This window comes from Bdellovibrio sp. HAGR004, assembly GCF_055397015.1.
Window position 1 is genome coordinate 871383 of sequence record NZ_AP029176.1, and the last position, 26871, is coordinate 898253.

General features: G+C 49.3%; 28 protein-coding genes. All 28 read left to right on the forward strand.

The features are described 5' to 3' along the window. Positions 1-61 precede the first annotated feature (61 nt). Positions 62-499, forward strand: a complete 438-nt coding sequence (locus tag ACZ5ZV_RS04465) for a hypothetical protein (protein WP_464120219.1) — start codon at positions 62-64, stop codon at positions 497-499. Positions 500-601: 102 nt separating this feature from the next. Further along, positions 602-1105 (forward strand): KdsC family phosphatase, encoded by a 504-nt coding sequence (locus tag ACZ5ZV_RS04470; RefSeq protein WP_464120220.1) that lies wholly within the window; start codon positions 602-604, stop codon positions 1103-1105. Positions 1106-1108: 3 nt separating this feature from the next. After that, positions 1109-1834 carry an outer membrane beta-barrel domain-containing protein gene (locus tag ACZ5ZV_RS04475; RefSeq protein ID WP_464120221.1) on the forward strand — a complete coding sequence of 242 codons (726 nt, stop codon included), beginning with the start codon at positions 1109-1111 and terminating at the stop codon, positions 1832-1834. A 13-nt stretch (positions 1835-1847) separates the two neighbouring features. After that, positions 1848-2639, forward strand: a complete 792-nt coding sequence (locus ACZ5ZV_RS04480; protein ID WP_464120222.1) for an outer membrane beta-barrel domain-containing protein — start codon at positions 1848-1850, stop codon at positions 2637-2639. Then, positions 2636-4213: a tetratricopeptide repeat protein gene (locus ACZ5ZV_RS04485; RefSeq protein WP_464120223.1), complete on the forward strand. Its 1578-nt coding sequence runs from the start codon at positions 2636-2638 to the stop codon at positions 4211-4213. The genes ACZ5ZV_RS04480 and ACZ5ZV_RS04485 overlap by 4 nt, the downstream gene beginning before the upstream one ends. Before the next feature lie 3 nt (positions 4214-4216). Continuing rightward, a complete protein-coding gene (locus tag ACZ5ZV_RS04490) occupies positions 4217-7423 on the forward strand; it encodes a tetratricopeptide repeat protein (RefSeq protein WP_464120224.1) in 3207 nt (1068 codons plus the stop codon). Further along, positions 7423-8274: a tetratricopeptide repeat protein gene (locus ACZ5ZV_RS04495; protein ID WP_464120225.1), complete on the forward strand. Its 852-nt coding sequence runs from the start codon at positions 7423-7425 to the stop codon at positions 8272-8274. Before ACZ5ZV_RS04490 ends, ACZ5ZV_RS04495 begins: the two co-directional genes overlap by 1 nt. A 13-nt stretch (positions 8275-8287) precedes the next feature. Then, positions 8288-8596, forward strand: a complete 309-nt coding sequence (locus tag ACZ5ZV_RS04500; protein ID WP_464120226.1) for a hypothetical protein — start codon at positions 8288-8290, stop codon at positions 8594-8596. Beyond that, positions 8593-10728, forward strand: a complete 2136-nt coding sequence (locus ACZ5ZV_RS04505; RefSeq protein WP_464120227.1) for an AgmX/PglI C-terminal domain-containing protein — start codon at positions 8593-8595, stop codon at positions 10726-10728. Before ACZ5ZV_RS04500 ends, ACZ5ZV_RS04505 begins: the two co-directional genes overlap by 4 nt. A gap of 33 nt (positions 10729-10761) precedes the next feature. Further along, complete coding sequence (locus ACZ5ZV_RS04510) at positions 10762-11427, forward strand: MotA/TolQ/ExbB proton channel family protein (protein WP_347357020.1); 666 nt, start codon at positions 10762-10764, stop codon at positions 11425-11427. Between the two features lie 12 nt (positions 11428-11439). Continuing rightward, a complete protein-coding gene (locus tag ACZ5ZV_RS04515; RefSeq protein ID WP_374001366.1) occupies positions 11440-11916 on the forward strand; it encodes an ExbD/TolR family protein in 477 nt (158 codons plus the stop codon). Next, positions 11916-12506: an ExbD/TolR family protein gene (locus ACZ5ZV_RS04520; RefSeq protein ID WP_464120228.1), complete on the forward strand. Its 591-nt coding sequence runs from the start codon at positions 11916-11918 to the stop codon at positions 12504-12506. The genes ACZ5ZV_RS04515 and ACZ5ZV_RS04520 overlap by 1 nt, the downstream gene beginning before the upstream one ends. A gap of 117 nt (positions 12507-12623) precedes the next feature. Continuing rightward, positions 12624-13625: an LPS export ABC transporter periplasmic protein LptC gene (gene lptC, locus ACZ5ZV_RS04525; RefSeq protein ID WP_464120229.1), complete on the forward strand. Its 1002-nt coding sequence runs from the start codon at positions 12624-12626 to the stop codon at positions 13623-13625. After that, positions 13622-14344, forward strand: a complete 723-nt coding sequence (lptB, locus tag ACZ5ZV_RS04530) for an LPS export ABC transporter ATP-binding protein (RefSeq protein ID WP_464120230.1) — start codon at positions 13622-13624, stop codon at positions 14342-14344. The genes lptC and lptB overlap by 4 nt, the downstream gene beginning before the upstream one ends. A gap of 57 nt (positions 14345-14401) precedes the next feature. Next, positions 14402-15838, forward strand: coding sequence for an RNA polymerase factor sigma-54 (gene rpoN, locus ACZ5ZV_RS04535; RefSeq protein WP_464120231.1), 1437 nt, complete (start codon positions 14402-14404; stop codon positions 15836-15838). Between the two features lie 129 nt (positions 15839-15967). Then, positions 15968-16465 carry an adenine phosphoribosyltransferase gene (locus ACZ5ZV_RS04540; protein ID WP_464120232.1) on the forward strand — a complete coding sequence of 166 codons (498 nt, stop codon included), beginning with the start codon at positions 15968-15970 and terminating at the stop codon, positions 16463-16465. A 16-nt stretch (positions 16466-16481) separates the two neighbouring features. Then, the gene (locus tag ACZ5ZV_RS04545) at positions 16482-17027 is read left to right on the forward strand and encodes a 5'-methylthioadenosine/S-adenosylhomocysteine nucleosidase family protein (protein ID WP_464121388.1); all 546 of its coding nucleotides are present in this window, start codon (positions 16482-16484) and stop codon (positions 17025-17027) included. Positions 17028-17125: 98 nt separating this feature from the next. Continuing rightward, the gene (locus ACZ5ZV_RS04550) at positions 17126-17605 is read left to right on the forward strand and encodes a hypothetical protein (RefSeq protein WP_464120233.1); all 480 of its coding nucleotides are present in this window, start codon (positions 17126-17128) and stop codon (positions 17603-17605) included. A gap of 93 nt (positions 17606-17698) precedes the next feature. Continuing rightward, positions 17699-18049 (forward strand): ribosome hibernation-promoting factor, HPF/YfiA family, encoded by a 351-nt coding sequence (gene hpf, locus ACZ5ZV_RS04555; RefSeq protein WP_464120234.1) that lies wholly within the window; start codon positions 17699-17701, stop codon positions 18047-18049. Between the two features lie 77 nt (positions 18050-18126). Continuing rightward, positions 18127-18732: a hypothetical protein gene (locus tag ACZ5ZV_RS04560; RefSeq protein WP_464120235.1), complete on the forward strand. Its 606-nt coding sequence runs from the start codon at positions 18127-18129 to the stop codon at positions 18730-18732. Between the two features lie 159 nt (positions 18733-18891). Then, on the forward strand, positions 18892-20055 hold the full coding sequence (metK, locus tag ACZ5ZV_RS04565) for a methionine adenosyltransferase (RefSeq protein ID WP_464120236.1): 1164 nt from the start codon (positions 18892-18894) through the stop codon (positions 20053-20055). A 74-nt stretch (positions 20056-20129) separates the two neighbouring features. Further along, on the forward strand, positions 20130-21929 hold the full coding sequence (gene lepA, locus ACZ5ZV_RS04570) for a translation elongation factor 4 (RefSeq protein WP_464120237.1): 1800 nt from the start codon (positions 20130-20132) through the stop codon (positions 21927-21929). Between the two features lie 10 nt (positions 21930-21939). Then, positions 21940-22728, forward strand: a complete 789-nt coding sequence (gene lepB / locus ACZ5ZV_RS04575; protein ID WP_464120238.1) for a signal peptidase I — start codon at positions 21940-21942, stop codon at positions 22726-22728. Further along, entirely contained in the window at positions 22729-23433 is a 705-nt protein-coding gene (lepB, locus tag ACZ5ZV_RS04580; protein ID WP_464120239.1) for a signal peptidase I, read from the forward strand. A 70-nt stretch (positions 23434-23503) separates the two neighbouring features. Beyond that, positions 23504-24181, forward strand: a complete 678-nt coding sequence (gene lepB, locus ACZ5ZV_RS04585) for a signal peptidase I (protein ID WP_464120240.1) — start codon at positions 23504-23506, stop codon at positions 24179-24181. Positions 24182-24216: 35 nt separating this feature from the next. After that, the gene (locus ACZ5ZV_RS04590) at positions 24217-25119 is read left to right on the forward strand and encodes an aspartate carbamoyltransferase catalytic subunit (protein WP_464120241.1); all 903 of its coding nucleotides are present in this window, start codon (positions 24217-24219) and stop codon (positions 25117-25119) included. Further along, positions 25119-26183: a glutamine-hydrolyzing carbamoyl-phosphate synthase small subunit gene (gene carA, locus ACZ5ZV_RS04595; RefSeq protein WP_464120242.1), complete on the forward strand. Its 1065-nt coding sequence runs from the start codon at positions 25119-25121 to the stop codon at positions 26181-26183. The genes ACZ5ZV_RS04590 and carA overlap by 1 nt, the downstream gene beginning before the upstream one ends. Beyond that, positions 26180-26848 carry a DUF7986 domain-containing protein gene (locus tag ACZ5ZV_RS04600; RefSeq protein ID WP_464120243.1) on the forward strand — a complete coding sequence of 223 codons (669 nt, stop codon included), beginning with the start codon at positions 26180-26182 and terminating at the stop codon, positions 26846-26848. The genes carA and ACZ5ZV_RS04600 overlap by 4 nt, the downstream gene beginning before the upstream one ends. The last annotated feature ends 23 nt before the right edge of the window (positions 26849-26871 follow it).

The following is a 26871-nucleotide window of genomic DNA, read 5'->3' on the forward strand; positions in this document are numbered from 1 at the left end:
CATTTAGCCTCACTTGACCATCGCTTCTATCTTGAGTCAAATATCATTTCAGGAGTCATGAATGAAAACGGCATTGGCCAAGATTTTAAGTTCTCTTTTACGCAGTCTATTTGTTTCTTTGGTCATGTTTGTTGTCGTGTTCTCTGTGATCACCCGAGAGTTCCCGCCGAATTTTTCGAAACTGCAAAACTCCTGGCAGAATCTGCAAAAAATGGCGCAGCTCAGTCGCCAGATTCACGACCAACATCAGCTTTTGAAAAGTCAGCAGGCCGTGGGTGACGGTTTTGTGGAAGATGCAGATCTGGAAAAGCTGCAAGAGTTGAATTTGCGCAGGGCTGAACTTGGGGCCGGACTTTTGAACGGGACCGTTCCAGCGGCTGAACCCTCTGCGGACAGCCAGGCTCTTAAGCAGCGGGTCCAGGAGCTTGAAAAGCAGCTTTTCAAATTACAGCAGCGGGTAAATGAACTGGAGTCATTGTCAAAACACCCTGGGTCTTAGTTTGCAATCTGCTGGACGTTCGTCGTGAACTGAATCAAACCTTAAGTCCTGTATCAAGGTGGGGCACTTGCTCCTTGATCTTTTATTTTTCACAATGATTCAGTGGGATTAGAAATATCAAAACTTAAAAATATCAAGATGTTGGTGCTCGACGTTGATGGCGTTTTAACTGACACGCGTTTGTGGTTTGACGGCAAAGAATGGCGTCGCTTCTTTTCAATTCGTGACGGCGTTGGCATCAAACGCCTGACAGAAGCGGGTTACAAGATTGCGGTCATCACCGGCAGTAAAGCAGAAGACATTCGCGCTCGTGTGAAATCCCTGGGAATTCATTACTTCTACGAAGGTGCTCTCGACAAAGAGCCTTCTTTCTTACAACTGCAGCAGGAATCCGGCATTTCCACAGCGGAAATGGCTTACATCGGTGACGACATTTTCGATATTCCGATGATTCAGGCAGTGGCCTTTGGAGCAACCGTCCCCGAAGCGGTGGACGAAGTTATGGAAGTTGCTGATTACGTGACTCGCAGACCTGGTGGTTGCGGGGCGGTTCGGGAAGTTTGCGATTACATTTATAAATACGGTGCCTTTTCATCGGGTAGGTAATACATGTTAAAAAATGGTTTCAAAGCCGCGCTCATCATAGTTCTTGCGTTGATGCTTCATAAGGCCGCCTTTGCTGCGGAAGTTGTGAATCTTCCAACAGAAGAGCTGGCGCAAGAGTCCGTCCTTCCTGTGTTCGACAAACCGGTCAGTGTTAAGAACCGCAATGTGGTGACTCAAGGGCGATTTGAAATTGACGGTTTTTATGGTTACGCCATGACAGAGCCCATCGCCAATGTCAGCAAGCTGGGACTGGGTCTTTACTATAATTCCAGCGAAAATCATGCCTGGGGTTTGATCGTGGCAAAGAACTTTTCGGGTCTTTCCAGCTATGCCGATCAGTTGAATCAACAGTTTCAGTTGGACTTCAACCGGGCTCCGGCGCCGGACATGACAATTATGGGGGACTACAACCTCAAAGCCTTCTACGGCAAGATGAGTCTGACCAAGTCCATCGTGTTTAACACCCAGTTGTACGGATCTTTGTCTGCGGGAGCGGTGAAGTATGTGCATAAAACCTATCCCGCTGTGGCCTTCGGTATCGGGCAGAAGTTCTATTTCACCAAGCAGTGGGCCTTCCGCTTTGACCTTCGTTTGTATGCCCACCAGGCACCGATTCCATTCCTGAACGGGAAGTTAAAGCCGAACCAGCCTGTTCCTGACTATGGTGATTTCCAAGAACGCGTTACTTACACGACAAACCTGGATGTGGGTTTGTCTTATCTGTTCTAAGAGGAGCTGACAGATGTTAAATAGAAAACTCTCTTCTTTGCTACTGCTGCTGACTCTGATGGCTCCCGGACTTTCATATGCACAATCAGAAGGCGAAGAGTTGGATGTCATTGAAATGGAGCTTGAAAAAGAAGCTCCTCGTCCAGCGATTACGGACTCAGCCCCTTCTTATCAGGAGACTTCGCCAAAAGACAATACCCTGACTGACTTTTCGGGCCTGGGCGGGCTGGCTCCTTTTCAGGAAATTTCTGTTATCCAGAAACGCTTCCTGCCCAAGACCGGGCGCTTTCAGTTGTTCGGCGGTCTGACAACAGTCACAAATGATCCGTTCTTCCTGACATTTGGTGGAGTGGCCAAAGCCAGCTACTTCCTGAATGAAAGCTGGGGATTGGAGCTGAATTACTTCGGGCTGACGACCTCCAACCGCCAGGCGACGGATGAGTTGCGCGAAATCAACGGTGTATCCACCGAGAATCTGGTTTATCCGAAGTCTTTCGTTGGCGCAGATCTGATGTATATTCCCGTGTATGGCAAAATGACCTGGTTTAATGAAAAGATCATTCCGTTTGATTTGTACTTTTCTGCAGGTTACGGCACCACGAACACCCAGTCCGGTGAAAGTGCCGGTACTATCCATTTGGCAACCGGCCAGATCTTTGCCCTCAGCAAAGCTTATGCTTTCCGCTGGGACTTCAGTTGGAACTTCTTTAACGCCAAAGGCATCGACGGTTCGACAAACTCTTTCAACAACCTCTTCCTTACCGTGGGTATGAGTTGGTTCTTCCCGGAGGCTAGCTACAGATGAAGAAATTATTACTACTCCTGATTGCAGCAAGTATCGTGACTCCGGTTGTCGGGGATGCCCAGCAAAGAAAGACGCTGAAGAAGCAACCTTCGCGCAGTTCAGCAATGCCGGGCAATTCACGTGAGGCCACATTGAGAAATCAGCTGAGCAATGCGCTGCGAATGGCGCAAGGCGGACAGTATGAATCCGCAGCAAATGCCTTGTTCTCTTTGAGCCGTCGCTCTGAACTCGCGGCGGAAAGACCTCAGATCAAGTACATCTTAGGGACCATGCTTGTGGAGCTGAAGCTTTACCAAACAGCGGCCTTCCAGTTTGTGGATGTCATCCGCATGAAGCATCCCAAATATTCCAAAATGGCGATTGAAAAACTGTCCGTGGTGGCTGACACCCTGGGGGATGATACGATTCTGAACTACGCTGTTTCCCGCGTGGACTTGAACGATTTCCCGGCTAACTTGCGTGATATGATCAACTATCGCCTGGGTGAAATCCGTCTTAGAAACCGTGATTTTGCAAAAGCGGCAGAGCTCTTCAGCAAGGTCAGCCCAACCAGCAGTTATTACTTCCAGGCTTTGTACTCCAAAGGTTTGGCAGAACTTGAGGCGAATCAAACTTCTCTTGCTATCGGCACTTTCAATAAGATGCTCGATGCCCGTCGCAAGGCTCCAGTGACTGATACGAATAAGGTGGCGGCTCAGATGGGTCTGGCGCGTGCGCTTTATCAAAAGCAGGATTGGGATCAGGCGGTCGAAGCTTATGCGCAGGTTCCGCGAGACACCTTGATGTGGCATGACGCTGTCTTTGAACAAAGCTGGGCGATGTTGCGCGGAGCGCGCTTCCGTTCGGCACTTAGTAACTTCCAAACTCTCCATTCGGCATATTACGAAGACTTCTATATGCCGGAGAGTTTACTTCTGCGTTCCATCGTATACCTGTACATCTGTAAGTATGACGAGATGGAAAAGGTCCTGAGTTTGTTTGAAAAAACTTACGGACCAGTTCGTGCAAAGATCGGGGATTTCCTGAAGTCCACGAACGAGGCGGGGGCCTTCTATAATGAATTGGAAAAAGCGCACCTGATGAAGACCACGGATAAATCGGCGAATCTTCGTTTGCCGTACATTGTCCTTAGAAGTGTTCTGGATCAGGGGGATGTGAAGCGCTCCATGAACTATCTGGAAAAACTGACTCAGGAAAGACATCGTGTGGAATCGAACTCCTCCTTCCGTGCGTCTCCGCTGGGTCAGTATTCTTTGAAGATTCTGGCGAATCGAAGCAAGAACACCAAGTTCGCAATTGGCGATATGGCCAAAGCGCACTTACTGAACATGCGCGTGGAACTGCGTGATCTTTATGAGCAGGCCGGCTTCATCCGTTACGAGATGATCACGGGTCGCAAGGAAAGCATCAAAAAGAAAATTGCCGGTAAGGACATCAGCGGGGATCAGATCGACGAAAACGTCAACCGCAAGTTCTACATCGAAAATGGTTATGAGTACTATCCGTTCCAAGGTGAATACTGGTTGGATGAAGTTGGAAATTATCACTACCTTGGAAAACAGAGCTGCGAGTAATATATGAAATTCAACAGGCATCAACTTCTTGTCTCAGGATTTTTAAGTTTTCTTCTGGCGACCCCGGCAACGCAGGCCCAGACGACGACCGTCAGAACCACTAAAACCGTGAAGAAAAAGACAGTCGGTGAACTGTTGTCCCAGGCCAGTGAAAGCAGCCGTGGTGGCAAGATGCAGATGTCCAAGACGGACACCTCATTGCCATCCGCAAATATGGGCTTTAAACAGGATGTTCAGAACTACAATCTGGAGTCTGTGAAACCTCCTCGCTCTTCTGAGATCATGGAACACGACACTGGAGGCGGGAACAAGGCCGAATACGAACGCGTTTTGGATCAGCAGATTCGAGAGTTGTATAAGCTGACCCAAAAGTTCAAAACCAGCCCCAACCGTGGTGAGCTGTGGTTGCGTCTGGCAGAACTTTATGTCGAAAAAGCCAGCTTGATTGATTCCCGTAAGCAGGACGAATACGATGCGAAGCTTCGTGCTTTCCAGGCGGGGAAAACCAAAAGCAAACCGCGTTTGGACACGGCTGAAGCTCGTGAGTACAACAAAAAAGCGGTTCAGCTATATGAGTGGTTCCAGCGTGACTTCCCTCGTGATGAGAAGATGAGCCAGGCCCTGTTCTTCCTGGGCTACAATTACTTTGAATTGGGCGATGTTAAAAAAGGTGCTGAATACTACGAGCGTTTGACCAAGGGTTATCCGAACTCTCCGTTCGTGGGTGAAGCTCATTTCGCTTTAGCGGAATACTATTTTGAAAATGAAAAGTGGGCGAATGCCTATAAAGAATATTCTTACCTGATCAAGGAAAAGAAACATCGTCTGCACACCTTTGCCTTGTATAAGGGATCCTGGTGCTTGTTCCGTCTGGGCAAGGTTCAGCAGGCAATGAATTATCTGGAGTACATCATCAAGGCCGGAAAAGCCGAAACGGGTGACCAATTGGCCAGCCGTATGAAGGTCAACCGCACTCGTTTGGAAGGGGAAGCTTTGCGTGACATCGTGGTCTTCTATGCGGAAGGCGGCGATCCAAATAATGCGGCCAATTACTTTAAGAATCTGGTCGGGAATAACTACAGCCCTTATCTTGAAAGACTGGCTTATCAGTATTCTGACCGTGGGAACAAAGATGGCTCTCGCGAGGTGTTTAAGCTTCTGATTTCCCAGAATCCGGCAGCGCCGAAAGCTTTTGAGTATCAGTATCAAATTGTTCAGAACTATTTCTATGCCAAGAACACGCAGCGTTTTAAAAACGAACTCTATGGCTGGGTGAAGGACTACGATTCTTCCAGTGCGTGGTATGCGGCCAATAAAAACAATAAAGAGCTGGTGGAGAACTCCTACAAATTGCGTGAAACCACGTTGCGCAACTACGTTCTGCAACAGCACCAGACAGCACAAAACTCTCGTGCGGCCTTCTCTCAGACTCAAGCTTACGAAGGCTATCAGCTTTACCTGCGAGAGTTCCCTGATTCAGCCACCGCCCCGGACATGCATTTTTACTTCGGTGAATTGCTTTACGACATGGGTAAGTACGACGAAGCTGGAGCCCAGTATAAATGGGTTGTGGATAATGCTCCCCAAAGCAAGTTCTATGGTAAAGCAGCTCAGAACCTGATTCTTTCCGTTGAAAGATCCATTCCGTCGGATCAGGAAATGCAAAGACGTGTGGGTGATTCCACCGACCCGGTTCCTTTGGAGCCGAAAGTGGACCGCTTTATTAAAGCCGGTCAGTGGTATGTTGAAAAGTTCCCGGCTTCTGAAAAAACGCCCGAGATCAAGTTCCGTATCGGTCGTCTTTACTATCAAAGCAATCACTTCGATCCGGCAACCACGCAGTTCCGTGAGATTGTGAAACAGTATCCAAACACCAAGCAGGCGGAATATTCTGCGAATCTGCTTTTGGATATCTACAATCTGCGCAAGGACTATGTCGGTCTGGAAAAAACCGGGGCCGAGCTTTTGGCTGTGCCGGGCATTGCATCCTCCAAGGCCGGAGCGGACATCCGTGGTGTGATGGAAAAAGCATCCTTCAAGCGCGGTCAGGATTTGGAGCTGGAAAAGAAGTATGCGGATAGCGCGCAGGTGTTTGAAGCCTTTGCCAAACAGAATCCAAAATCAAGTCTGGCAACGACGGCGGCCTTTAATGCGGCCGTCAACTACGAGCGGGCCGGCATGAACGGTCCGGCGATTGCGTCCTATCAGAGTGTCTTGAACTCCAAAGACCCTGCCGCGGATAAGTTAAAACCAAAATCCCGACGTTTGCTGGCAAAGCTTTATCAGGATTCGGCGCAGTTTGAAGAGGCAGCGAAGCTTTACAAACAGGCCGCGCAGGAAAGTCCGACCGACCCATTGTCTCCAAATCTGCTGTTCAATGCGGCAGTTCTTTATGAGGCCCTGGGTAAGACAGATGAAGCCATCCGTGCCTATACGGACTTTACAAAGATCAATAAAAAGCACAGCGACAATATTGAAGCAGTGTACAGCATGGCTCAGATCCATCGCAAAGCGGGTCAGACTGGAGCTGCGATTGCCCGTTACACCGAGTATGTGGAAGGCGGCGGTCGTGATCAGGAAAGAGTGGTTGAAAGTGCTTACTGGGTGTCGGAATTGTCCTTGCGCCAGCGAGCCACCACCCGTGCTCAGGAATGGAAGCAGAAGACTTTGGCGATTCAAAAGCGTTTTGCACCGAACAAAAAAGGTGTCGGGGCCTCTTATGCTGCCAAGTTGAAGTTGAGTGACGCTGAAGACACTTACAAGGAAATGAAAGCCATCACATTCCCGAAAGATCCGGCCAAACAGAAAGCGGCAGCCGACAAGAAGGTCGCTCTGCTGACTCGATTGACAGGGGAGCTGGCGGAAGTGATCAAGTTTGACAGCGCCGAGGAAATCGTCAGTTCGCTTTCGATTTTAGGTGATGCCAACCTGAATATGGCTCAATCGATTCTCAATGCGCCACTGCCTCCGGGCTTGAATGCCGAAGAGACCAAACAGTATCAGGCTGGAGTCGAGAAGTTTGCAGAACCCTTCAATGCGAAGGCTCGCGAAAGTTATAAAGCGACGGTGGATCGCGGCCTGGAGCTGGAAGTTTACAACGCCGGATTCAAGTCAGCGTACGATTTTATGAACCGACAGGATCCCAAGAACTACTACAACGGTGGCGAAGTGGGATCTGACATTCGTCTAGTGAATTGGATAGGTCAATAATGAAACAGATCATCACTTGTTTTTCTCTGTTGGCTTTGGCGGCTTGTTCATCCAGCCCCACAAAGGAAACTCCTCAGCAAGAGACCAAGACTTCAACCGTCTCCGAAGCCCCGCGAGCGGAGATGGACGAATTCAAGGATCTGGAAAAGGTCGAGCCGGTTCGCCCGGTGACACCGCCGGCGCCTTCCCAGTATGCGTCTTTGAATGAAGCGATCAAAGCTCAGAATGACGAGAAGATCTATCAGGCTTCGACGCAGATCCTGACCCAGTCGCCTAATGATGCTCGCGCCCTGAATGCTCTGGCGATGTATCACTACAAGCGCAGTCGTTTTGATCTGTGCCGCTACCTCTTGGGTAAAGCCATTGCGGCCAGCCCTAAAACGGCAGAGCTCTATTCGAATATGGGTATTGTTCAGTTGGCGCAAGGCGAGCGTCGTGATGCGATCAAGTCCTTCCGTAAAGCTCTGGAAATCAACAACGATGAAGCTGTTGCCGCTGCTAATCTGGGTGCCATTTACGTCCAGGAACGCGACTACAACAAAGCCAACGTTGTTCTGGAAACAGCTTATCGCAAAGGGGTCCGGGATCCGAGAGTTCTCAATAACTATGCGATAGCTTTGACGGCTCAAGGTAAACTGGATCGCGCGGAAGAGCTTTATAAAACCTCTTTGAAAGACAACGCCAATAATAAAGAGGTGCTTTTTAATTACGCAATTCTTCTTGTCGATCACATGAAGAAGTATCAGGACGGGTTGGAAGTCATTAATAGACTAAAGTTTGTAGGTGGACCTGCTGATAGCCGTAATCGAATAATTGCTTTGGAAAATAAGGCGAAAGCTGGTTTAAAATAGAGTGAAGGGTCGGGTGAAGACTATGTTGCGATACCTAAAACACATTACAATTTTGCTAGCGGCGCTTCTGGTCTTTGAAGTCAGCTTTGCCCAGTCCACTTCCCGCAGCACTACAACCACGACGACAACAACGGCCAAAAAAAAGGCGACGTTGAGTTTCGAAGATGAATTGGTTGAGGGTTCGACTCAAAAGCCAGAGCTTTTTTATCTCTTCCAAAAGAAGAATTTCAACTACAAGAGATTGATCAAGTTGAGAGAGAACTTTTTACCCGAGATGAGAAGAACAACAGAGGATATACAGCGAGTTCGGGGTGCTAATTGAGATCGCCGTTAATTTTTAGAATTTTCAAAAACAATCAGCTCGTGGGCGTGAAGCAGTTTGACCAGGATCAGATCGTGGTCGGACACAACGCCGAAGTGCATCTGGATCTGGACGCCGACGGCGTTTCTCCGATTCACTGTCTGATCGAACTTCGCGACAACGGATGGTATGTCTGTGATTTGGGCTCTTCACAGGGCACCTTTAAGAACGGTCAGGCCGTGTTGGATGAATCCATCTCTTCTGGTGACGAGATTGAAGTCGGACCTTTCCGCATCGCTTTCTTTGTTGGTGTACCGAAGCCAAAAGTGGTGCCCGGTGCAGCTCCGGTTGTAAATGAGGATGTTCCGGCGCCGGTGGTGGAAGTCAAAGCTCCACCGACCAAACCCGAGCCCTCCATGCCTCCGGCAACGGTGGTAAAGACGGAAGAAATCAAAGTCACCCCGGTGATTCCGGTGGCAACTCCGGTGATTCCGGCAGAAACTGCAAAGGTTGAAGAAAAGCCGGTTCTGACCTCGATTCCAGTCAAGCCTGAGATTCGCAAAGAGCGTGGTGCTTATAAAAAAGCCAAGAAGAGCAAAACATTTGCTCCTCCAAGTGAAATTAGAAATTTGAAGACGCACTTAAAACCTGGCAAGGGCTCCACAGTCGAAGTCCTTGTGGCCTGGAAAGAGCGCATCCTGACGACTTACCACTTCAAAGGTAATAAAACCATCCGTGTAAACATCGGTGGTGACCAGCAAGTGGCGTTGCCGGAAGGATTGGTTCCGCGCGGCTACGCTTTGTTGGATATGTCCGCAGGCCTTCGCGTGAATACCACCAACGAGATGGAATCAGAATTGGTCAGCTCTGCGGGCACCCAGTATGCGGAAGATCTGGTTAGAACCGGCAAAGCGCAAAAAGGTGGAAGCGGGTACAGCGTTCGCGTTGATCAAAACGAAATGCTTTGCCTCACTTTGCCCGGCGGGAATATCTGTCTTTACATCCGCTTCGTGCCTCAAGCGCCAACAGTTCCAATGTTGCCTCCGTTGATGCTGTCGGGTTCAGAAACGATGGGTGTATTGATGTCACTCATCATGGTGGGCTTGCTGGCCTTGTACATTTCAGCGACCACCCCGAAGGACTGGCAGGAAAACAAACAGGAAGAAGTGCAGCGTATCGCACAGGTGGTATTTAATAATCCACCTCCGGCGCCGACACCAACTCCGACACCTCCACCACCACAGCCTCCGTCGCCACCACCACAACCGGTGGCGACACCGACACCACCGCCTCCTCCTAAGAAGGTGGTTGTGGCAGATCAGAATAAGGACGCGCAGAAAAAAGGTGCCAAGGCTCAGAACGCCGCTGCCAAGAATGAAGTGGCTGCGCGGGCCAGTGAGGTGGCTCCGAAGCCGAATGCTAAAGATAGAACGAAGAAGTTCACTTCCACTCGTCAGGGTGGCGCGGTTAAAACCGGCAACACGGCCGGGGCGAATGCGCAGTCCTCGAACAAGGATTTGTCCAAAGTGGGTCTGTTCAGTGCCTTTGGTGGCGGTGGCAGTCGCGCCAACATCGACAAAGCCTATTCCGGTGCGGGTGAGGTTCTGGGGATGGCGGATAAAGCCACAGGAACTTCCGGCTTCAATGAAGACCGTGCGGGAGATGATCTGGGTTCCAAGTTCAAAGACGCCGGAGCCGGCGGTAAAGGAACAGCGACACAAGGGATCGCCGGTATCGGAACCAAGGGTCGTGGGTCAGGTCAGGCGGCCTATGGGGCGGCGGAAGGCTTTGGCTCTAAAACAACAGTGGCTATCGAAGGTGGTGGTAACGAAGAATCCTTCGATCCAACCATAGACAAGGAAGCCATCCGTCGTGTGATCCGTTCCAAGTTGAATGAAGTGAAGAGCTGCTATGAGCGCGCTCTGAACACTTTGGAAAAAGGTCGTAAGATGGAAGGTAAAGTGATTCTGGGCTGGGAAATCATCGAACGCGGTCAGGCGCGCAATGTGAAAGTGGTGAGCTCCACTTTGGGCAATGCTGAGGTGGAGGAATGTATCCGCCGTCGTCTGGCAAGCTGGGTGTTCCCGGAACCCCCAACGGGCATGACGGCCGAAGTGCAGGCGTATCCGTTTGTTTTGAACCAGGCTAATTAATTTTTTTATTAAGTTTTTTAAGGAGGAGTTCTCGTGAACCCAACAGTTACAGTAGACAACATGAATTTCATCCAGCGTGCTTTCGCTGAGGGTGGTTTCGTCATGTACGTGATCGCAGTAATCGCTATTTTGGCGCTATTTGTGATCATCGAAAGAATGATGAAGCTAAAAAATCTTTCCGTGGACAAAAAGGAGTTCACTGACCAGATCTTCCGTATGGTTGTTGCTGGTGATCTTCGTCAGGCGATCAGCTATTGTGATGCGCGTCCGGCTCCTCTGACAAACACAGTTAAAGCTGGTTTGGTGCAGGCGATGAACAAGCGCCCGGATGAAGAGGTTCAGGTTGCCATGGACGCAGCGGTCATGCGTGAAATGCCCAAAGTTGAAGGCTGGACTTCCTTCCTTGCTGTCTTCGGTAACGTCGCGGTTCTTGCGGGTCTTTTGGGTACGATCATCGGTATGATCGGTTCCTTCCGTGCGGTGGCTGCGGCCGATCCGGCGACCAAAGCTTTGGAGCTTTCCAAAGGTATTTCCCACGCCCTGAACTGTACGGCGTTTGGTCTTTTGGTGGCAATCATCTCCATCGTAGCTTACGGTTTGTTCCAGCATCGTATTCAGAAAACTGAAAATGAAGTTGTTGAAACAAGCATGAGTCTTTTGAATCTGGTTGTTGCTAATAGAGAAAAAATCAAAGACTAGTAGAGGTTTTCAATGGCTCACATAGATAGCGGCGACTCCAGCGGCAGAAAGAAGAATATCGAGCTCAACCTCGTGCCTTTCATCGACTTGATGAGCGTTCTTATCACGTTCCTGCTCATCACCGCCGTATGGACTCAGGTGTCTATGATTCAAATTGGTAGTTCCCTGTACGGGAAGAAATCGGACACGCAGCCAAGCCCGACGCCTCCGCCGAATGCCGATGTGGTGTTGAAAGTGGATGTGAAGGAAGTTGGCTATGTTTTAACTGTTGGGAAACAAGTGATCAGTCTTCCCATGGTGAACGAACAATTTGACGAAGCAGGTCTTGTGGCACAACTGCAACGTGTAAAACAACTGTACCCTGAAAAAGTGGATGCGATTGTTTCGGTTGCAGATGTCATTCCTTATGAACAATTGATTAAAGCAATGGATAACTGTCTGGCCGCAGGCTTTTCAGCGATCTCTGTTGCGACGGGAGGGCCACAGTAATGGCCATCTTCAGACCGGGGGAGCGTCATCGCTACCACAATATTTTAAGCAAAAGAAAAGGGAAGCGTGATGTGACCGCGTTGCTGTCTTTGACGGCGATGGTGGATATGTTCACGGTTCTGGTTATCTTCCTTTTGCAGAACTACAATGCGACGGGTGAAATTCTTTACATCCCGAAGGAAGTGGTTCTGCCAAAAGCGGCATCGGTGCGGGAATTGAAGCCGTCCCACGTTGTGACGATCTCCAACAAGGAAATTTTGTTGGACAAAGAGGTTGTTGCGACCTTTGATGAAGTCAAGGGCCAGGAAGATTGGATGATCGCCAAGCTGAAGGATCAGTTGGTGGATGCTTTGCAAAAATCCAAGGCAGAGCAGGAAAGCAAACTTCAGAACAAGATTCGCGATGTTGTGGAAACAGCACGTGGCGAGACTGAAGAAGATCCAAATGCCTGGAGCAAGGTGACCGTGCAGGCCGATAAAGGGGTCGATTTCGGCACAGTGAAAAAAGTGATGTACACCGTCACTGAAGCAGGAGCCAGCGAGATCAACTTCGCGGTTATGAAGCTTCCCCAGGAACCCACGTCCAACTAAATGAAACAAACTGTGAAAGGCCTCATAATGGGGCCTTTATCTTTTGCGCTCTATGCAGCCCGGCTAGGCGATCCTTTTTGACCGATCCTGCGGGATGGTTTAAGCTTTCCTTCATCTATGGGTAAATATAAGAATATTATTTTTCTGGTTCTGCTTCTCGCTTTGTTTGTCGAGATTCTTATTATTTTCCCGGCCCGACTCGAGCATGAGGACGAGGCAGAAGTGCGCGCCCGCGTGGAACGTCAAAAGGAAGAGGCGAAGAAGAATAAAGGGGTGCCACCCCCCTCCAGTTTAGCAGAGCAGCGTATGGGTGGGGTGCACTTGGTGGAAAGCCAGTCCGGCACCCGTGACTGGGAATTGTATGCCGTTTCCGCCGAGGGTAATCAGGGGGAAGGCACCTGGAAACTGAAGCAGGTTCGGGTGCTTTTCTATAATATGGAAAAAGTGGAATTCACCGTAACCGGGGATGAGGGTGCCATTGATTCCAAATCCAAGGACTTGAGTGTCATCGGAAATGTAGTGACCAAGTCCGAGAATGGCTATGTTTTCAAGACGCCTTCGATCTTTTACTCCTCGAAAACCCGCCGCATTGAAAGTCCAGAGCAAGTGCTGATGGAAGGCCCCCGGGATTCATCAGGTGCGGCCTTGTTCCTTAAAGGGGCCAGCATGAAGGTGCTGGTAGATCAATCCAAGATGCTGATCGAAAAGCGAGTGACGGCGCAGAAGCCGATGAAGGATGGCAAATCCTTCGACATCGTCGCCGATGGAGCTGAGTTCAGCGGTAAAAGCCGTGAGGCCCGGTTTCTGGGGGCCGTTCGCATGAGCTACGATAACATGAAGCTAGAGGGGCCTGAGGCCTCCTTCCTGTATGGCAAAGGTGCGGACGTCCTGAGTTCCGTGGCCATTAAGGGCGGCGTTCGGGTCAGTGACATGGATAAGTTTGCGACCGCGGAAAATGTGGATCTGGACCTGCTGGCCAATAAATACACCTTCAAAGGCCGTCCTAAAGTGATTCAGAATAATGATGAACTGACCGGCGAGGAAATCATCTTTCTCGATGGCGGAAAAAAGGTTAAGGTAGAAAGAGTACGGGCCAAGGTGGAGAATAAAGACCAATGAGCATGCTCACCATCAAAGACATTTCTAAATCTTTCAAAAAGCGCAAGGTCGTTGATGGCGCCTCTTTCTCTGTGGAATCCGGCCAAGTGGTCGGTCTGCTGGGGCCCAACGGGGCGGGGAAAACCACTTCCTTTTACATGGTGGTGGGGTTGGTCCAGCCTGATTCCGGCTCGATCAATCTGGATGAAGTAAACATCACGCAGGAACCAATGTATAAAAGAGCCCGTGTGGGCTTGAGCTATCTGGCTCAGGAGCCCAGCATCTTCCGCAAGCTGACGGTGGCGGAGAATATCACGGTGGCTTTGGAGGCCCATGGCTATTCAGGAGCGCAGCGCTCAGAGCGCCTGGAGCAGTTGATCGGGGACTTCCACGTGGGTCATATCCGTGACAGTTATGGTTATGCCCTTTCCGGAGGGGAGCGCCGCCGTGTGGAGATTGCCCGGGCTTTGGCAGGCTCTCCGAAGTTCATTCTATTGGATGAACCCTTTGCCGGGATTGACCCGATCGCGGTCGCCGATATTCAAAATATCATCCGCGAACTTAAGGCCAAAGGTATAGGAATTCTAATTACTGATCACAACGTGCGTGAGACTTTGGGCATTTGTGATTATGCTTATATACTGAAGGACGGGAAGATCCAGGTCAGCGGAAGTTCAGACGAAATTGCAAATTCCGAATTGGCGCGTAAGTTCTATCTCGGCGAAAACTTTAAGCTGTAAAGCTGATAAAGGCAGTCGCCTCCAGCTATAGCAGTTTCACAGGAAAGGGAAATTTTAATGGCTCTTCGACAGACGATGAACCTGAGCCAGTCTCTGGTAATCACTCCGCAGCTGCAACAGGCGATCAAGCTTTTGCAGATGTCGCGCATGGAGTTGGAATCGGCTGTTCGCTCGGAGCTGGAGGAAAATCCTATTCTTGAGGAGGCAGAATCCGCACTGAAAGAAGAAGATCTTCAGCGCACCAAGGAGGCTGCCAACGAAGTGGAGCATTCAGAAGCTCCGGACCAGCAGAATATTCAGGACCCGCAAAAACAGGATGAATTCGAGTGGGAATCCTACATCGAAGCCAACCAAAAACCTCCTCAGTCCGGTATGGCAGGTTCTGAAGAAATCATGAACTACGAGAACGTCATCACGGCGTCTCAAACCCTGCATGACCATCTTTACTGGCAAGTGAAAATGAACGGCTTCTCTGAAGAAGAGGAAAGAGCCGCAGACGCCCTGATTGGTGCGATTGATGACGACGGTTATATCAAGGTTCCTCTGGAGCAAATTGCGGAAGAGGAAAAAGTGGATCTGGCGCTTCTGGAAGACACTTTGACCCTGATTCACGAATTTGACCCTCCAGGCGTCGGCGCGCGCGATTTGCAGGAATGTCTTCTGATCCAGGCCAAACACATGGAAGAAGACACTCATGATCTGGTGACGCTGATCAAAAATCACGTCAAGGATCTGGAAAAGAAAAACTACGAGGCCATCGCCAAGGCCTTGAACCGTGACGTGGAAGATATTGTGGAAATCTGCAAGATCATCTACGCCATGGATCCGAAGCCAGGTCGCGCGTTTGTCAGCAGTGACACGCACTATGTGACTCCGGATGTTTACGTTTATAAAGTAGGCGATGACTATGTGGTGTCTTTGAATGAAGACGGTCTGCCACGTTTGAAAATCTCCAACTTCTATAAAAACATGCTAAAAGGTGGCAAAACCACCGGGGATAAAACCCAGGATTATATTCAGGAAAAGCTGCGTTCAGCGGTTTGGTTGATTAAGTCCATTCACCAAAGACAGCGCACGATCTACAAGGTGACAGAATCCATCGTGAAGCATCAGCGCGACTTCTTTGAAAAAGGCTCTGAGCACTTAAAGCCGATGGTTTTGCGTGATATCGCCAATGATATCGGCATGCACGAATCCACCGTCAGCCGTGTGACGACGGCCAAGTACGTGCACACGCCTCAGGGTATTTATGAGCTAAAATACTTCTTCAACTCTGGTATCAGTTCTTCTGACGGGGATTCTCTGGCTTCCGAGTCTGTGAAGATCAAGATCAAGGATCTGGTTTCCAAAGAAGATCCGAAGAACCCATTGTCCGACCAGAAAATCGTGGATCTTTTGAAGGTCGAAGGTATCCAGATTGCCCGTCGTACCGTGGCGAAATACCGCGATATGCTGAAGATCTTGCCATCTTCGCAACGTAAGAAATACTTCTAAAAAAAGCCCTCTTCGAGAGGGCTTTTTTCTATTAAAATCTTTGCAGGAACAAAACCGGTCAACAAGACCAAGGCCTCTTTACTCGGGGCCGTGTTGCAAATAAGATAAGGATTCTCGGGGAGAAGCTTTATGGATCTAAAGAGTTTGATTCGCGACGTGCCAAATTTTCCTAAAGAGGGAATTTTGTTTCGTGATATGTCACCACTTTTGCAGAACCCAGATGCCATGGCGTTTGTTTCAAGGCAGCTTGTGAAGAATGTGGATTTGAGTCAGGTGGACTATTTTGCAGGCATCGAGTCCCGGGGGTTCATTCTGGCCTCTCATATGGCGGCGACACACCAAAAAGGTTTTCTTCCCATTCGTAAGGCGGGGAAGCTTCCTCCACCCACCAAAAAAGTTTCATACGCCTTGGAATACGGCACGGCGGAAATTGAGCTGCCTTTGGGTCAGGGCAATATCATGATCATCGACGACGTGTTGGCCACGGGCGGAACTCTGCAGGCGGCTATTGATTTAAGCATTCTTGCGGGCTACAAGGTGGAGTCCGTCGCGGTTCTGGTGAATCTGACATTCCTGAATAAAATGAAATTTAAAAACGAAGAGGTCTATTCCCTTGTTCAATATTAATGACGTGGCTCTGATCATGGCTCTTCCCGGAGAGTCGCAGGGGCTTTTTGAAAAAGAAAATATTCCTGTTATATACTCTGGTATCGGCAAGGTGAACGCCACCTATGCCGCCTTGGATGCCATTCACAAAACCAAGTGCAAAGTGATGATCAACCTGGGTACGGCGGGCAGTTCGCGCTTTAAAACCCATGATCTTGTCGAGGTGTCCAGCTTCGTGCAGCGGGATATGGATATTTCTCCGTTGGGTTTCAAAGTGGGGGAAACTCCTTTTGATCCCTTGCCCGGAGCGATTGATTTGATTCCGTATTTCCCTGAACTAAGTTCGGGCATTTGTGGAACCGGTGACGCCTTTGAAACCGGCACGCCCAAAGTGGCCTGTGATCTGGTGGACATGGAAGGTTATGCGCTGGCCAAAGTCTGTCGCAAAATGAATGTGCAGTTGATTTCTTTAAAATATATCACCGATGGTGCGGATCATAATGCGCACAATGATTGGGAAGCCAATTTACTTCACGGGGCCAAAAAGCTTCTGGAGTATTATAAGAAAATGGTGAATCTGTAGACATTCCCGGGGCGAAGCGCGCTTTTTTCTTCGCCCAAATCTCGAATTGGAACATGGAAATTCCTCATCTTTAGTCGGGGGTTTCCGATAAGTTTCCTATGATTAAGCCAGCACAATTCGCCATGTATGCGGTCGCCCTTTCGGGCCTGTCCTTGGGAATCCTTGCCAATCCTTTTGGCTCTTCGAATAAAAAGATTGATCCGAATGAAATTGCCACGCGAATAGAGCGTGCGGAGACCTATTTCCAGGCCGGAAACTATGAAGGAGCACTGGAAGCATCCAAAAGAATTCCACCACATGTTCCTCGTTATGCTGATATCCGGGAACTGCGCCGCAAGTCCGAAGAGGCTTTGCGTGAATATAAAAGAAAAATCGAAGCCGGGGAGGTGGAGCCTCGCACGGTCGACCGTTTGCCCGCAGCTTTGAGGGATTCTTATTTTGATGCCAAGCTTGAATTCAGTCGCGGCCAATGTCAGGAAGCCTATACATCTATGGCTCCCGTGGCGAAATATCTAAAAAATCAGCAGGATGTTGAAATTTTTAAGGCCTGTCTATTAACCCAAAGAAAAACCAAATGAGTCTCAAAATAGGGCTCATCTTTAGTCCGGCTGGACCGATAAGAAGTCCAGGTACGAAACCAAGGCCTTGAAAGGGGCCAAGAAGGAGAAAACATGAAACTCAACTATACCTTTAAGCATCTCGATCACTCCGATTCCCTGGTGAACCACACAGAAGAAAAAATGTCTGAGATCGGGCGCTTCCTGCTTAAAGAGGGCTACGGCAACGTGTATTTCAGTAAGCAGAAGAATGAATTCTGCGTTGAGATTTCCGTGAACACCCGAGAGAAGTATTTCAAGGCGACGGCCTACGGACCGGATGCGTACAGTGTTGTCGATTCCGCGGCGGAAAAGCTTGAAAAGCAGTTCCTGAAGGTGAACAAACAATACAAAGACCATAAGAAACCGGAAAGCACAAAAGAGACCCGTTATGAGACTTTTGCCCGCTGGAAAAAGGCGGCCTGATTTTCGTGCAATTTTTATAGTGCCGAACTATAATGAAGAGGTGGGCTTATCCACCTCTTTTTCGTTTGGAACGTTGTTTGGAACACGAAGATCGTTTGCATTGGGGCGCCAGTTTATTCTCTTTGGATGTCAAAGAGGATAATTTGGTTCGTCATTACAAGGGTCGTCTGCTTGTTCTGATCACGGTTCTGACGGGTTTGCTGATGTGGACCTACAGTCTGATTTCCTTGTTTTTTGTGGAACAGCCGGTTTTGGCCCGCATTGGCTTCACTTGCTCCATCATTCATGCCTTGTCACCTTTGGTTTATCGAATCAGCCGTTCGATGGTGGCTGCAGCCTATAATATGGTACTGGCCGGAATGGTGTTTCAGTTTTCCTTTTCTTTCTTTACCGGCGGCTTCTTCTCGCCCACGCTTTTATGGTTTGCGGTGTTGCCTTTGATTGTCGGGCTGCTGACGAATCGGACTCATGCCGTTGCTTGGACCTTTATTAGTGTTGCTGCTTACATCCTTATGTTCTTATTGCAAAATCAGGGCTGGGTTCCCGAACCGTCCATCAGCGCCCTGGGGAAAACACTTGCTCAGTTCATGATTGGAATGGGGCTGATCGGCCTGGTGGGAGGCTTTACAGTCTTTTTCCTTGAGTTGGCCTATTTTTACCACCACAAACCCAAGGACTCTTGACCCCTCCGACTCGTTTTGTTAGGTTGGCCGTTCGCTAAAAAAGTCCGCTTTTATTTCCGCTCCCAGAGGGGGCTTGAAAGAGGGCAGACTGATTTTAGGATGGCCTTTTTGACGAGGCCGAGCTCATTAACAACCTTCCCCTAATGAGGAACGAAAGCTGTGAAAAATTATCTGTTTACAAGTGAATCTGTGTCTGAAGGCCATCCGGATAAAATGGCGGATCAAATCTCTGACGGTATTCTTGATGCCATTTTGGCTCAAGACCCAAAGGGACGTGTTGCCTGTGAAACAATGCTGACAACGGGCTTGGTTGTTGTTGCTGGTGAAATCACGACGTCTGCAAAAGTAAACTTCTCTGAAGTGGCTCGTGATGTTGTCAAACGCATTGGCTACGATCACTCTGACAAAGGTTTCGACTACAAAACTTGCGGTGTGATGATCGCTGTTGGTCAGCAGTCCCCGGATATCGCTGTGGGTGTAAAAGAGACTCTTTCTGACGATCAGGGTGCCGGCGACCAGGGCTTGATGTTCGGTTACGCTGTGAATGAAACTCCAGAACTGATGCCTTTGAGCATCGCGATGTCGCACCAGTTGGTGAAGGACCTTGCTGCTCTTCGTAAGGCTAACAAGGTTGACTGGTTGCGCCCGGATGCAAAATCCCAAGTGACAGTTCAGTACGAAAACGGCATTGCAAAACGCATCGATGCGGTGGTGATCTCCACTCAGCATGCTGACAGCGTTTCCAATGCGACTATCAAGGAATTCATCACAGAAGAACTGATCAAAAAATCCATCCCTTCTCAGTGGATCGATTCCAAAACCAAATTCTTCATCAATCCAACAGGCCGTTTCGTAACGGGCGGTCCAATGGGTGATGCGGGTCTGACAGGCCGTAAGATCATCGTGGACACTTACGGTGGTCACGGAGCTCACGGCGGTGGCGCGTTCTCTGGTAAAGATCCATCCAAAGTGGATCGCTCCGCAGCTTACGCATCACGTCATATTGCTAAGAACATCGTAGGTGCAGGTTTGGCCGAGCGCTGCTTGGTTCAGGTCGCTTACGCTATCGGTGTGGCAGAACCAGTGAGCATCACTGTAAACGACTACGGAACCAGCAAAGTGGGTCCAGAAGTTCTGGAAAAAGCGGTTCGTCAGGTCTTCGATTTGCGCCCAGCTCGCATTACAAAGGAGTTGGACCTTCTAAGACCCATTTACAGCCCCACAGCGGCTTACGGTCACTTCGGCCGTAACGAAGATTCCTTCACTTGGGAGCGCCTGAATAAGGTCGACCAACTGAAAGATGCCGTTAAAACACTGGCTTAAAAATCTTTAAAACCTTAATCATTGCGCCGAGTTGTTCCTAGCAACTCGGCGCTTCTTATTTATAATACCGCCCTATGGATCCTAAATTTATACGTAACTTCTCTATTATCGCTCACATCGACCACGGCAAATCTACTTTGGCTGACGGTCTTCTTTCTGCCACCGGCTCTTTGTCGGATCGTGAGAAAAAGGATCAGTTCCTGGACAACATGGAACTTGAGCGCGAGCGTGGTATCACTATCAAAGCTCAAACGGTCTGTTTGGATTTCAAATCCAAAGACGGAAACATGTATCAGATCAATTTGATCGATACACCGGGGCACGTGGACTTCTCTTACGAAGTGTCCCGTTCTTTGGCCGCCTGCGAAGGTGCGATTCTGGTTGTTGATGCCGCTCAAGGTGTCGAAGCTCAGACGCTGGCCAACGTTTACCTGGCCATGGAAAACAATCTGGAAATCATTCCTGTTCTGAACAAGATTGACCTTCCTTCGGCGGACCCGGAAGGGGTTGCCAAGCAGATTGAAGACACCGTGGGCTTGGACTGCACGGATATTATCCATGCCTCTGCCAAAGAAAAAATCGGCATCACGGATATTCTTGAAGCCATCGTTCAAAAAGTTCCGCCGCCAAAAGCGGATCGCTCTTTGACTCCGCGAGCGTTGATTTTCGACTCGTGGTTCGATGCTTATCAGGGCGTTGTTGTCCTGGTTCGTATGGTTGATGGCGTGATTAAAAAAGGCGACAAGATTAAATTCATGGCCACGGATCGTGACTATGAAGTCCTGCGCATGGGTAAGTACAAACCATTCCCTGCGATGCAAGAGGTTCTTGAGGCCGGCGAAGTGGGCTTCCTGGTTTGCGGTATCAAAGATATCCGTGACGTCCAGGTGGGTGACACTGTTACGGCAGCCAAACACCCGGCATCCGAGCCTCTGGCTGGTTTCCAAAGAATCAAACCGATGGTCTTTGCCGGGATCTTCCCGGTCGTGGCGTCGGAATACGAAAACTTGAAAGATGCATTGGACAAACTTTGTCTGAATGACTCTTCATTGACGTTTGAAGTGGAAAAATCCGCAGCCTTGGGCTTTGGATACCGTTGCGGTTTCCTGGGGCTTTTGCACATGGAAATCGTCCAGGAACGTCTGGAGCGTGAATTCAATCTGGATCTGATCACCACGGCACCAACGGTTGTTTATCGTATCACCAAAAATGATGGTACGGAGATGATGCTGGAAAATCCTTCCGGAATGCCAAATGAAACGTTGATTGCCAAGTTTGAAGAACCATACGTGAAGGTGACTCTGCATACGCCAACGGACTACATCGGTGGCATTCTGAAGCTGTGTGAAGACAAGCGCGGTATTCAGTTGAAGATGGAATATGTGACAGAGAAAAAGGTCATCATAGAGTACAAACTGCCAATGAATGAGATGGTCATGGATTTCTACGACCGCTTGAAGTCGATCTCCAAAGGGTATGCCTCTTTGGAATACGAATTCATCGGCTTTGAAGAATCCGACTTGGTGAAACTGGACATTTTGATCAATGGCGAACCGATCGATGCGTTGTCCTTGATCGTTCACAGATCCAAGGCTCAAAATCGCGGCCGTTTGCTGGCGGAAAAGATGAAAGAATTGATTCCTCGTCAGCAGTATCAGATCGCGATTCAGGCGGCAATTGGTGCCAAGATCATTGCTCGTGAAACACTGGGCGCGATCAGAAAAGACGTGACCGCGAAGTGTTATGGTGGTGATATTTCCCGTAAGCGTAAGCTTCTGGAAAAGCAGAAAGAGGGTAAAAAACGCATGAAGGCCATCGGCCATGTGGAAGTCCCTCAGGAAGCCTTCTTGGCCATCTTGAAAGTGGAAGACTAGGAGAATCATCATGAGTGACAACAAACCTAAAAGCTGGGACTTCAAAACGAAGCACTTTTGGACCGAAGGTTGGGGCTCTTTGTTCCTGGCGGTCTTTATCGCTTTGTTCATTCGCTGGGGCTTTATTGAAGCTTATGTGATTCCGTCGGGTTCCATGCTGCCGTCCTTGCTGATTCACGATCATATCTTTGTGAACAAGCTGACCTATGGTCTGCGTGTTCCGTTCAGTGAAAAATGGTTGGTGAAGTTCAACGAACCAGAACGTGGCGAAGTGATCGTGTTCAAGTTCCCGAAGGACATGAGCACATTCTTCATCAAACGTATCGTGGGTGAGCCAGGCGACAAGGTTTATTACGAAAACGGAACTCTTTATATCAACGACAAACCGGTTGAAAAAAAGGTTCCGGCCAACATGGATGACTTTGCATGGCTGCGCGATGCGGACTTCCAGCGTGATGGCAACATCAACGACAACAAAGAAAACTATGTGGAATTCACAGAAGCTTTGCCAGCAGGTAAAGGCGCCAAAGAGGGTAAAGAACACGCCATCCTTCTTCGCAAGGGTGACGTCTATGAGACTTTTGGCCCAGTGACAGTTCCGGATGATCATCTGTTTGTCATGGGTGACAACCGTATGAATTCTCACGACAGCCGTGGCTGGGGCTTCCTGCCCAAACAAAACATCCTGGGCCGTGCGATGTTTGTATGGTTGAGCTGTGAAGAGACGGTTCCGAATCTTCCATTCCTGTGCAACCCTCTGACAATCCGCTGGGGCCGCTTCTTCCACTCTGTTAACTAGATGTCTGAAGAAAAAAGCACTCCCAATTTAAAAGGAACTTGGAATCAGGCGATTCTAACGTTCCTTTTTCCAATTTTGCTGGTGATGGGTGTGCGCTGGGCTTTGTTTGAGCCTTTTGTCATTCCCTCTGGCAGCATGATTCCGAATCTTTTGATTCACGACCATATCTTTGTAAAAAAATTCGCCTTTGGCCTTCATATCCCCTTCAGTGACCGCTGGTTGGTGCAGTGGTCGACACCTTCGCGTGGCGATATTGTGGTCTTTAAATATCCTGAAAACCCGGATGTCTACTACATCAAGCGTCTGGTCGGTCTTCCTGGGGATCGAGTGGAGGTCAAAGCCGGCCGCGTGGCGGTCAATGGCAATCCGTTTACGATGACGCCCATGTCGGACCGTGGATTTGAGGCGGGCTTTCAATATTTCACAGAGAATAATGGTGAGCGATCTTACACGGTTCGTTTTCTTTCCCCTGAAGATTCTGGAGACGTGCAAGTTTATAAGATTCCCGAGGGGGAATACTTTTTTATGGGTGACAACCGCGATCAATCAGCGGACTCGCGTGCTTGGGGATTCGTAAAGAACGATTATCTGGTGGGGCGGGCGTCAGTGATCTGGCTTTCTTGTCACAGCACCTTGCCGACGATGACGTTTGTGTGTGATCCTTCGCAAATCCGATTTGACAGACTCTTCCAGTCCTTGCATTGATTCCCGAAAAAGACCTTCTGTGTGTAAAATTCCTTTGAAGGCGCATCCCTGTTCCGTTTAGGATTTAAGGATGAATCGCTGGCGGGAATATCTGACAACTTTAGTTTTGGCTGTGCTGTGTGCGCTGTTTGTGCGTCATTTTCTGGTAACAGCCTATAAGGTGCCAACGGGCTCCATGCAGCCCGCGCTGAAACCCGGTGATTTCATTTTTGCGTCGCGCATTTCTTATGGGGTTCAGATTCCCTTTGCCAGTCAAAGATGGTCCCTGACTTTGCCTGAAAGAGGCGATGTCGTGGTCTTCACCTATCCGAATCAACCTTCCGTTACTTACGTAAAACGTGTGATTGGTCTGCCCGGGGATCGTGTGCAGATCATCAAGGGGCGACTTGTTCTAAATGAGGAGCCGGTGAATTACAACAAGCTGGAAGCTGTGGCGGGTGACAACCCCAATCCTGAACTTTTCGATATTTACTCTGAAAAAGTGGGAGCGTCCTCGTGGCGTGTGATTTTCCAAAAAAATCCGGATGATAAGGATTTTGGTCCCCTGGTGGTGCCTCCTGGAGAAGTGTTCTTGCTGGGAGATAATCGTGACGCCAGTGACGACTCGCGCTATTGGGGCACGGTTCCTATGGCCCAGGTGGTGGGCCGGGTGGCTTTAATTTGGCTTTCGCTGGATTGGCAGCAGAAATGGGGCGGGGATCGTTATCCTTCAGTGCGTTGGGACCGAGTTTTTTCCACGGTCCATTGACAAGAGTAATCTTGGAACCTAGGCTTGGGTTCTAGATGTCGTCTAGGAAAAATTTCTCTCTTATTGATCTTCGTTCTCTTGAAAAAACAAAAATCGATATCCTATTCTCTTTCGCCGATCAAATTGCGGCGGGAAAATCGTCTGCTATTGAGGGCTTCGGAAAAACCGGAGCCCTTTTGTTTTTTGAGGCCAGCACACGCACACGCATGAGCTTTGAAACGGCCTGCGCACGTCTGGGGATTCATCCTTTGCGCTTGGACGGCGCGGCTGGCAGCAGTCTGGAAAAAGGCGAATCTCTGGAAGATACCGTCTTAAATGTCGAGGCGATGCAGCCGTCCTTCTTGGTGATTCGCACGGGCGATGATCTGGATTTGCGCGCACTTTCTGAAAAAATCGCCACTCCGATCCTGAATGCGGGCTGGGGTAAGAAAGGTCATCCAACACAAGCTTTGTTGGATGCCTACACCATTCGCAAGCATCTGGGGTCCTGCGCCGGACAAAAACTGCTGATTGTCGGTGATGTTCGTCACAGCCGAGTGGCAGCGTCACACTTCGAGTTGGCGGAAAAGCTCGGTTATGAAGTGGCCTTGTGTGGCCCGAAAGAATTCCTCCCGCAGCTGCCGCCATGTCAGGTCTTCAGCGATCTTTCGCAAGGACTTCAATGGGCGACAGCGGCGATGGCTTTGCGGGTTCAAATGGAACGTCACGATCACAAGTATTCTTTGACGGACTATCGCGAGCAGTTCGGGTTCACGCAAAAGAACCTGAAAGCTCTGTCGGCAAAAGCCCTGATTATGCATCCCGGGCCGATCAATCAGGGGACCGAGATGGATGCGGATGTTCTGCGGGATCCACGCTGCAAAGTGCTGGATCAGGTTCACAACGGTGTTCTGGTTCGTCAAAGTCTGATTCATATGACAATGAAAGAGGTACAGTAATGCGCGGCTATCTGGTGCTTGAAACTGGGGAAGTCTACACGGGCGAATGGCAGGGTGGCACGGATCGCGCGGGCGAGGTGGTGTTCAACACGTCTCACTCCGGTTACGAGGAAATTGCGACGGATCCTTCATACTTTTCTCAGATTGTGGTGATGACCGCGCCGATGCAGGGCAACTACGGTGTCGAGGATGCTGTCTGGGAGTCGCGTCAGTTGTGGATCGATGGCTTTATCTGTCTAGAGGTTCAAGACTCCGAGCGTGATCGGGCTTGGAAGCAGCGTCTGACAGAAAATGGAATTCCTCTTTTGACTGAAATTGACACGCGAATGCTGGCATTGCGTCTTCGTCAAGGGGGCACTCCCTGGGGGGCCCTGATTCAGGCGCAGGATCAAACGACGGCTGTTGCTAAAGCTCAAGTCTTGATTGCTCAGAAAAAGACCATGGATAAGGATTGGGTTTACCTTGCCTCCCGCAAAGAGCCAGAAGTGCGTCGTGGGGATAATATGGTGGGGCCTCGTATTGCTGTTTTGGATTTTGGCAGCAAGGAAAATATCTTAAGAGAGCTTCAACATCGCTGTTCAGAACTCAAGATTTTCAACAGCCGCACGTCGGTGCAGGACCTTTTGGCCTATAATCCTGATGGAATTATGCTGACCAATGGCCCCGGTGATCCGGCAGATGTGAAAGTGGCTATCGGGACTGTCCGTGAGCTATTGGGTGTAAAACCCATTTTTGGGATCTGCATGGGCCACCAAATTCTGGGTCTGGCTTTGGGCGCTAAGACCTACAAGCTGAAATTTGGTCATCGAGGCAGCAATCATCCTATTCGCGACACTGTGCTTAATCAGATTTATGTGACCAGTCAGAACCATGGATACGCCGTGGAAGAGTCTACATTGCCTCCTGACGTGAAAGTGACTCACGTGAATCTCAATGATGGCACTGTGGCAGGATTTTATAGTGAAAAACGCAAGTGTTTAGGAATACAATATCACCCGGAAAGTTGTCCGGGGCCGCATGAGGCCTCCGGGCTGTTTAGCTACTTTGTAGAGCGGATGATATGAACGAATACGAAAAACTGATCGAAAAAATCCTTAATCACTTTGTCAGCGATGCCTTCAAAGACGAATTGGCCATGGCCAAAAAAGAGTTCTTTGAAAATGCCGGGACCTTGGATGAAAACTCCGAGCACTACGAATCGCGCATGGCACAGTTCTATGACTGGTATTTTTTCACCAGAGAACTAAAAGGATTCGGTCAGACCCCTTTGGAAGCCTGCCTGCTGGTGCGGGAATTGCGTTTCTCTGAAGAAGAACTGCAAACATTGGAAGTGCTAAAGCAGCACCGCCATTCCATTTTTGAGTTTGTTAAAATCAAAGACGGGGATGTCTATATCAAAGACCTTCTGTACGGGAAGAAAGGCCTTTTTGGAGCTGAAACTCTGGTAGTGAAGGCTTCTCCTTTCGTCTTTGGTTTTGATCCAGATGAACTTTTCGAAGTCCGCCTGATCCCCCAAGGGGATTCTTATGTCTTTACCCGCGGCTTCTGCTTCCATCCTGAAAGTGCGAAGAAGTTCATTCTGGCCGAGGTGAAACGTCACCGCAAAGATCCGGATCTGGATCCGGATCTGCTGATGCTTCGCCTGATTAAGATGCGTTATAAATTTGAACAGTACAAACACGTCAGACCCGAAATGATTTACTCCAATGAGGGGAAATTGGGGATCTGATGGCCGTGACCTAGGAGGAAAGA

Bases quoted from the DNA above. Each gene is read 5' to 3' on its own strand.
- ACZ5ZV_RS04465 (WP_464120219.1), top strand. From the start codon at position 62: ATGAAAACGGCATTGGCCAAGATTTTAAGTTCTCTTTTACGCAGTCTA.
- ACZ5ZV_RS04475 (WP_464120221.1), top strand. From the start codon at position 1,109: ATGTTAAAAAATGGTTTCAAAGCCGCGCTCATCATAGTTCTTGCGTTG.
- ACZ5ZV_RS04480 (WP_464120222.1), top strand. From the start codon at position 1,848: ATGTTAAATAGAAAACTCTCTTCTTTGCTACTGCTGCTGACTCTGATG.
- ACZ5ZV_RS04485 (WP_464120223.1), top strand. From the start codon at position 2,636: ATGAAGAAATTATTACTACTCCTGATTGCAGCAAGTATCGTGACTCCG.
- ACZ5ZV_RS04490 (WP_464120224.1), top strand. From the start codon at position 4,217: ATGAAATTCAACAGGCATCAACTTCTTGTCTCAGGATTTTTAAGTTTT.
- ACZ5ZV_RS04495 (WP_464120225.1), top strand. From the start codon at position 7,423: ATGAAACAGATCATCACTTGTTTTTCTCTGTTGGCTTTGGCGGCTTGT.
- ACZ5ZV_RS04515 (WP_374001366.1), top strand. From the start codon at position 11,440: ATGGCTCACATAGATAGCGGCGACTCCAGCGGCAGAAAGAAGAATATC.
- ACZ5ZV_RS04520 (WP_464120228.1), top strand. From the start codon at position 11,916: ATGGCCATCTTCAGACCGGGGGAGCGTCATCGCTACCACAATATTTTA.
- lptC (WP_464120229.1), top strand. From the start codon at position 12,624: ATGGGTAAATATAAGAATATTATTTTTCTGGTTCTGCTTCTCGCTTTG.
- lptB (WP_464120230.1), top strand. From the start codon at position 13,622: ATGAGCATGCTCACCATCAAAGACATTTCTAAATCTTTCAAAAAGCGC.
- rpoN (WP_464120231.1), top strand. From the start codon at position 14,402: ATGGCTCTTCGACAGACGATGAACCTGAGCCAGTCTCTGGTAATCACT.
- ACZ5ZV_RS04540 (WP_464120232.1), top strand. From the start codon at position 15,968: ATGGATCTAAAGAGTTTGATTCGCGACGTGCCAAATTTTCCTAAAGAG.
- ACZ5ZV_RS04545 (WP_464121388.1), top strand. From the start codon at position 16,482: ATGGCTCTTCCCGGAGAGTCGCAGGGGCTTTTTGAAAAAGAAAATATT.
- ACZ5ZV_RS04550 (WP_464120233.1), top strand. From the start codon at position 17,126: ATGATTAAGCCAGCACAATTCGCCATGTATGCGGTCGCCCTTTCGGGC.
- hpf (WP_464120234.1), top strand. From the start codon at position 17,699: ATGAAACTCAACTATACCTTTAAGCATCTCGATCACTCCGATTCCCTG.
- lepA (WP_464120237.1), top strand. From the start codon at position 20,130: ATGGATCCTAAATTTATACGTAACTTCTCTATTATCGCTCACATCGAC.
- lepB (WP_464120238.1), top strand. From the start codon at position 21,940: ATGAGTGACAACAAACCTAAAAGCTGGGACTTCAAAACGAAGCACTTT.
- lepB (WP_464120239.1), top strand. From the start codon at position 22,729: ATGTCTGAAGAAAAAAGCACTCCCAATTTAAAAGGAACTTGGAATCAG.
- lepB (WP_464120240.1), top strand. From the start codon at position 23,504: ATGAATCGCTGGCGGGAATATCTGACAACTTTAGTTTTGGCTGTGCTG.
- ACZ5ZV_RS04590 (WP_464120241.1), top strand. From the start codon at position 24,217: ATGTCGTCTAGGAAAAATTTCTCTCTTATTGATCTTCGTTCTCTTGAA.
- carA (WP_464120242.1), top strand. From the start codon at position 25,119: ATGCGCGGCTATCTGGTGCTTGAAACTGGGGAAGTCTACACGGGCGAA.
- ACZ5ZV_RS04600 (WP_464120243.1), top strand. From the start codon at position 26,180: ATGAACGAATACGAAAAACTGATCGAAAAAATCCTTAATCACTTTGTC.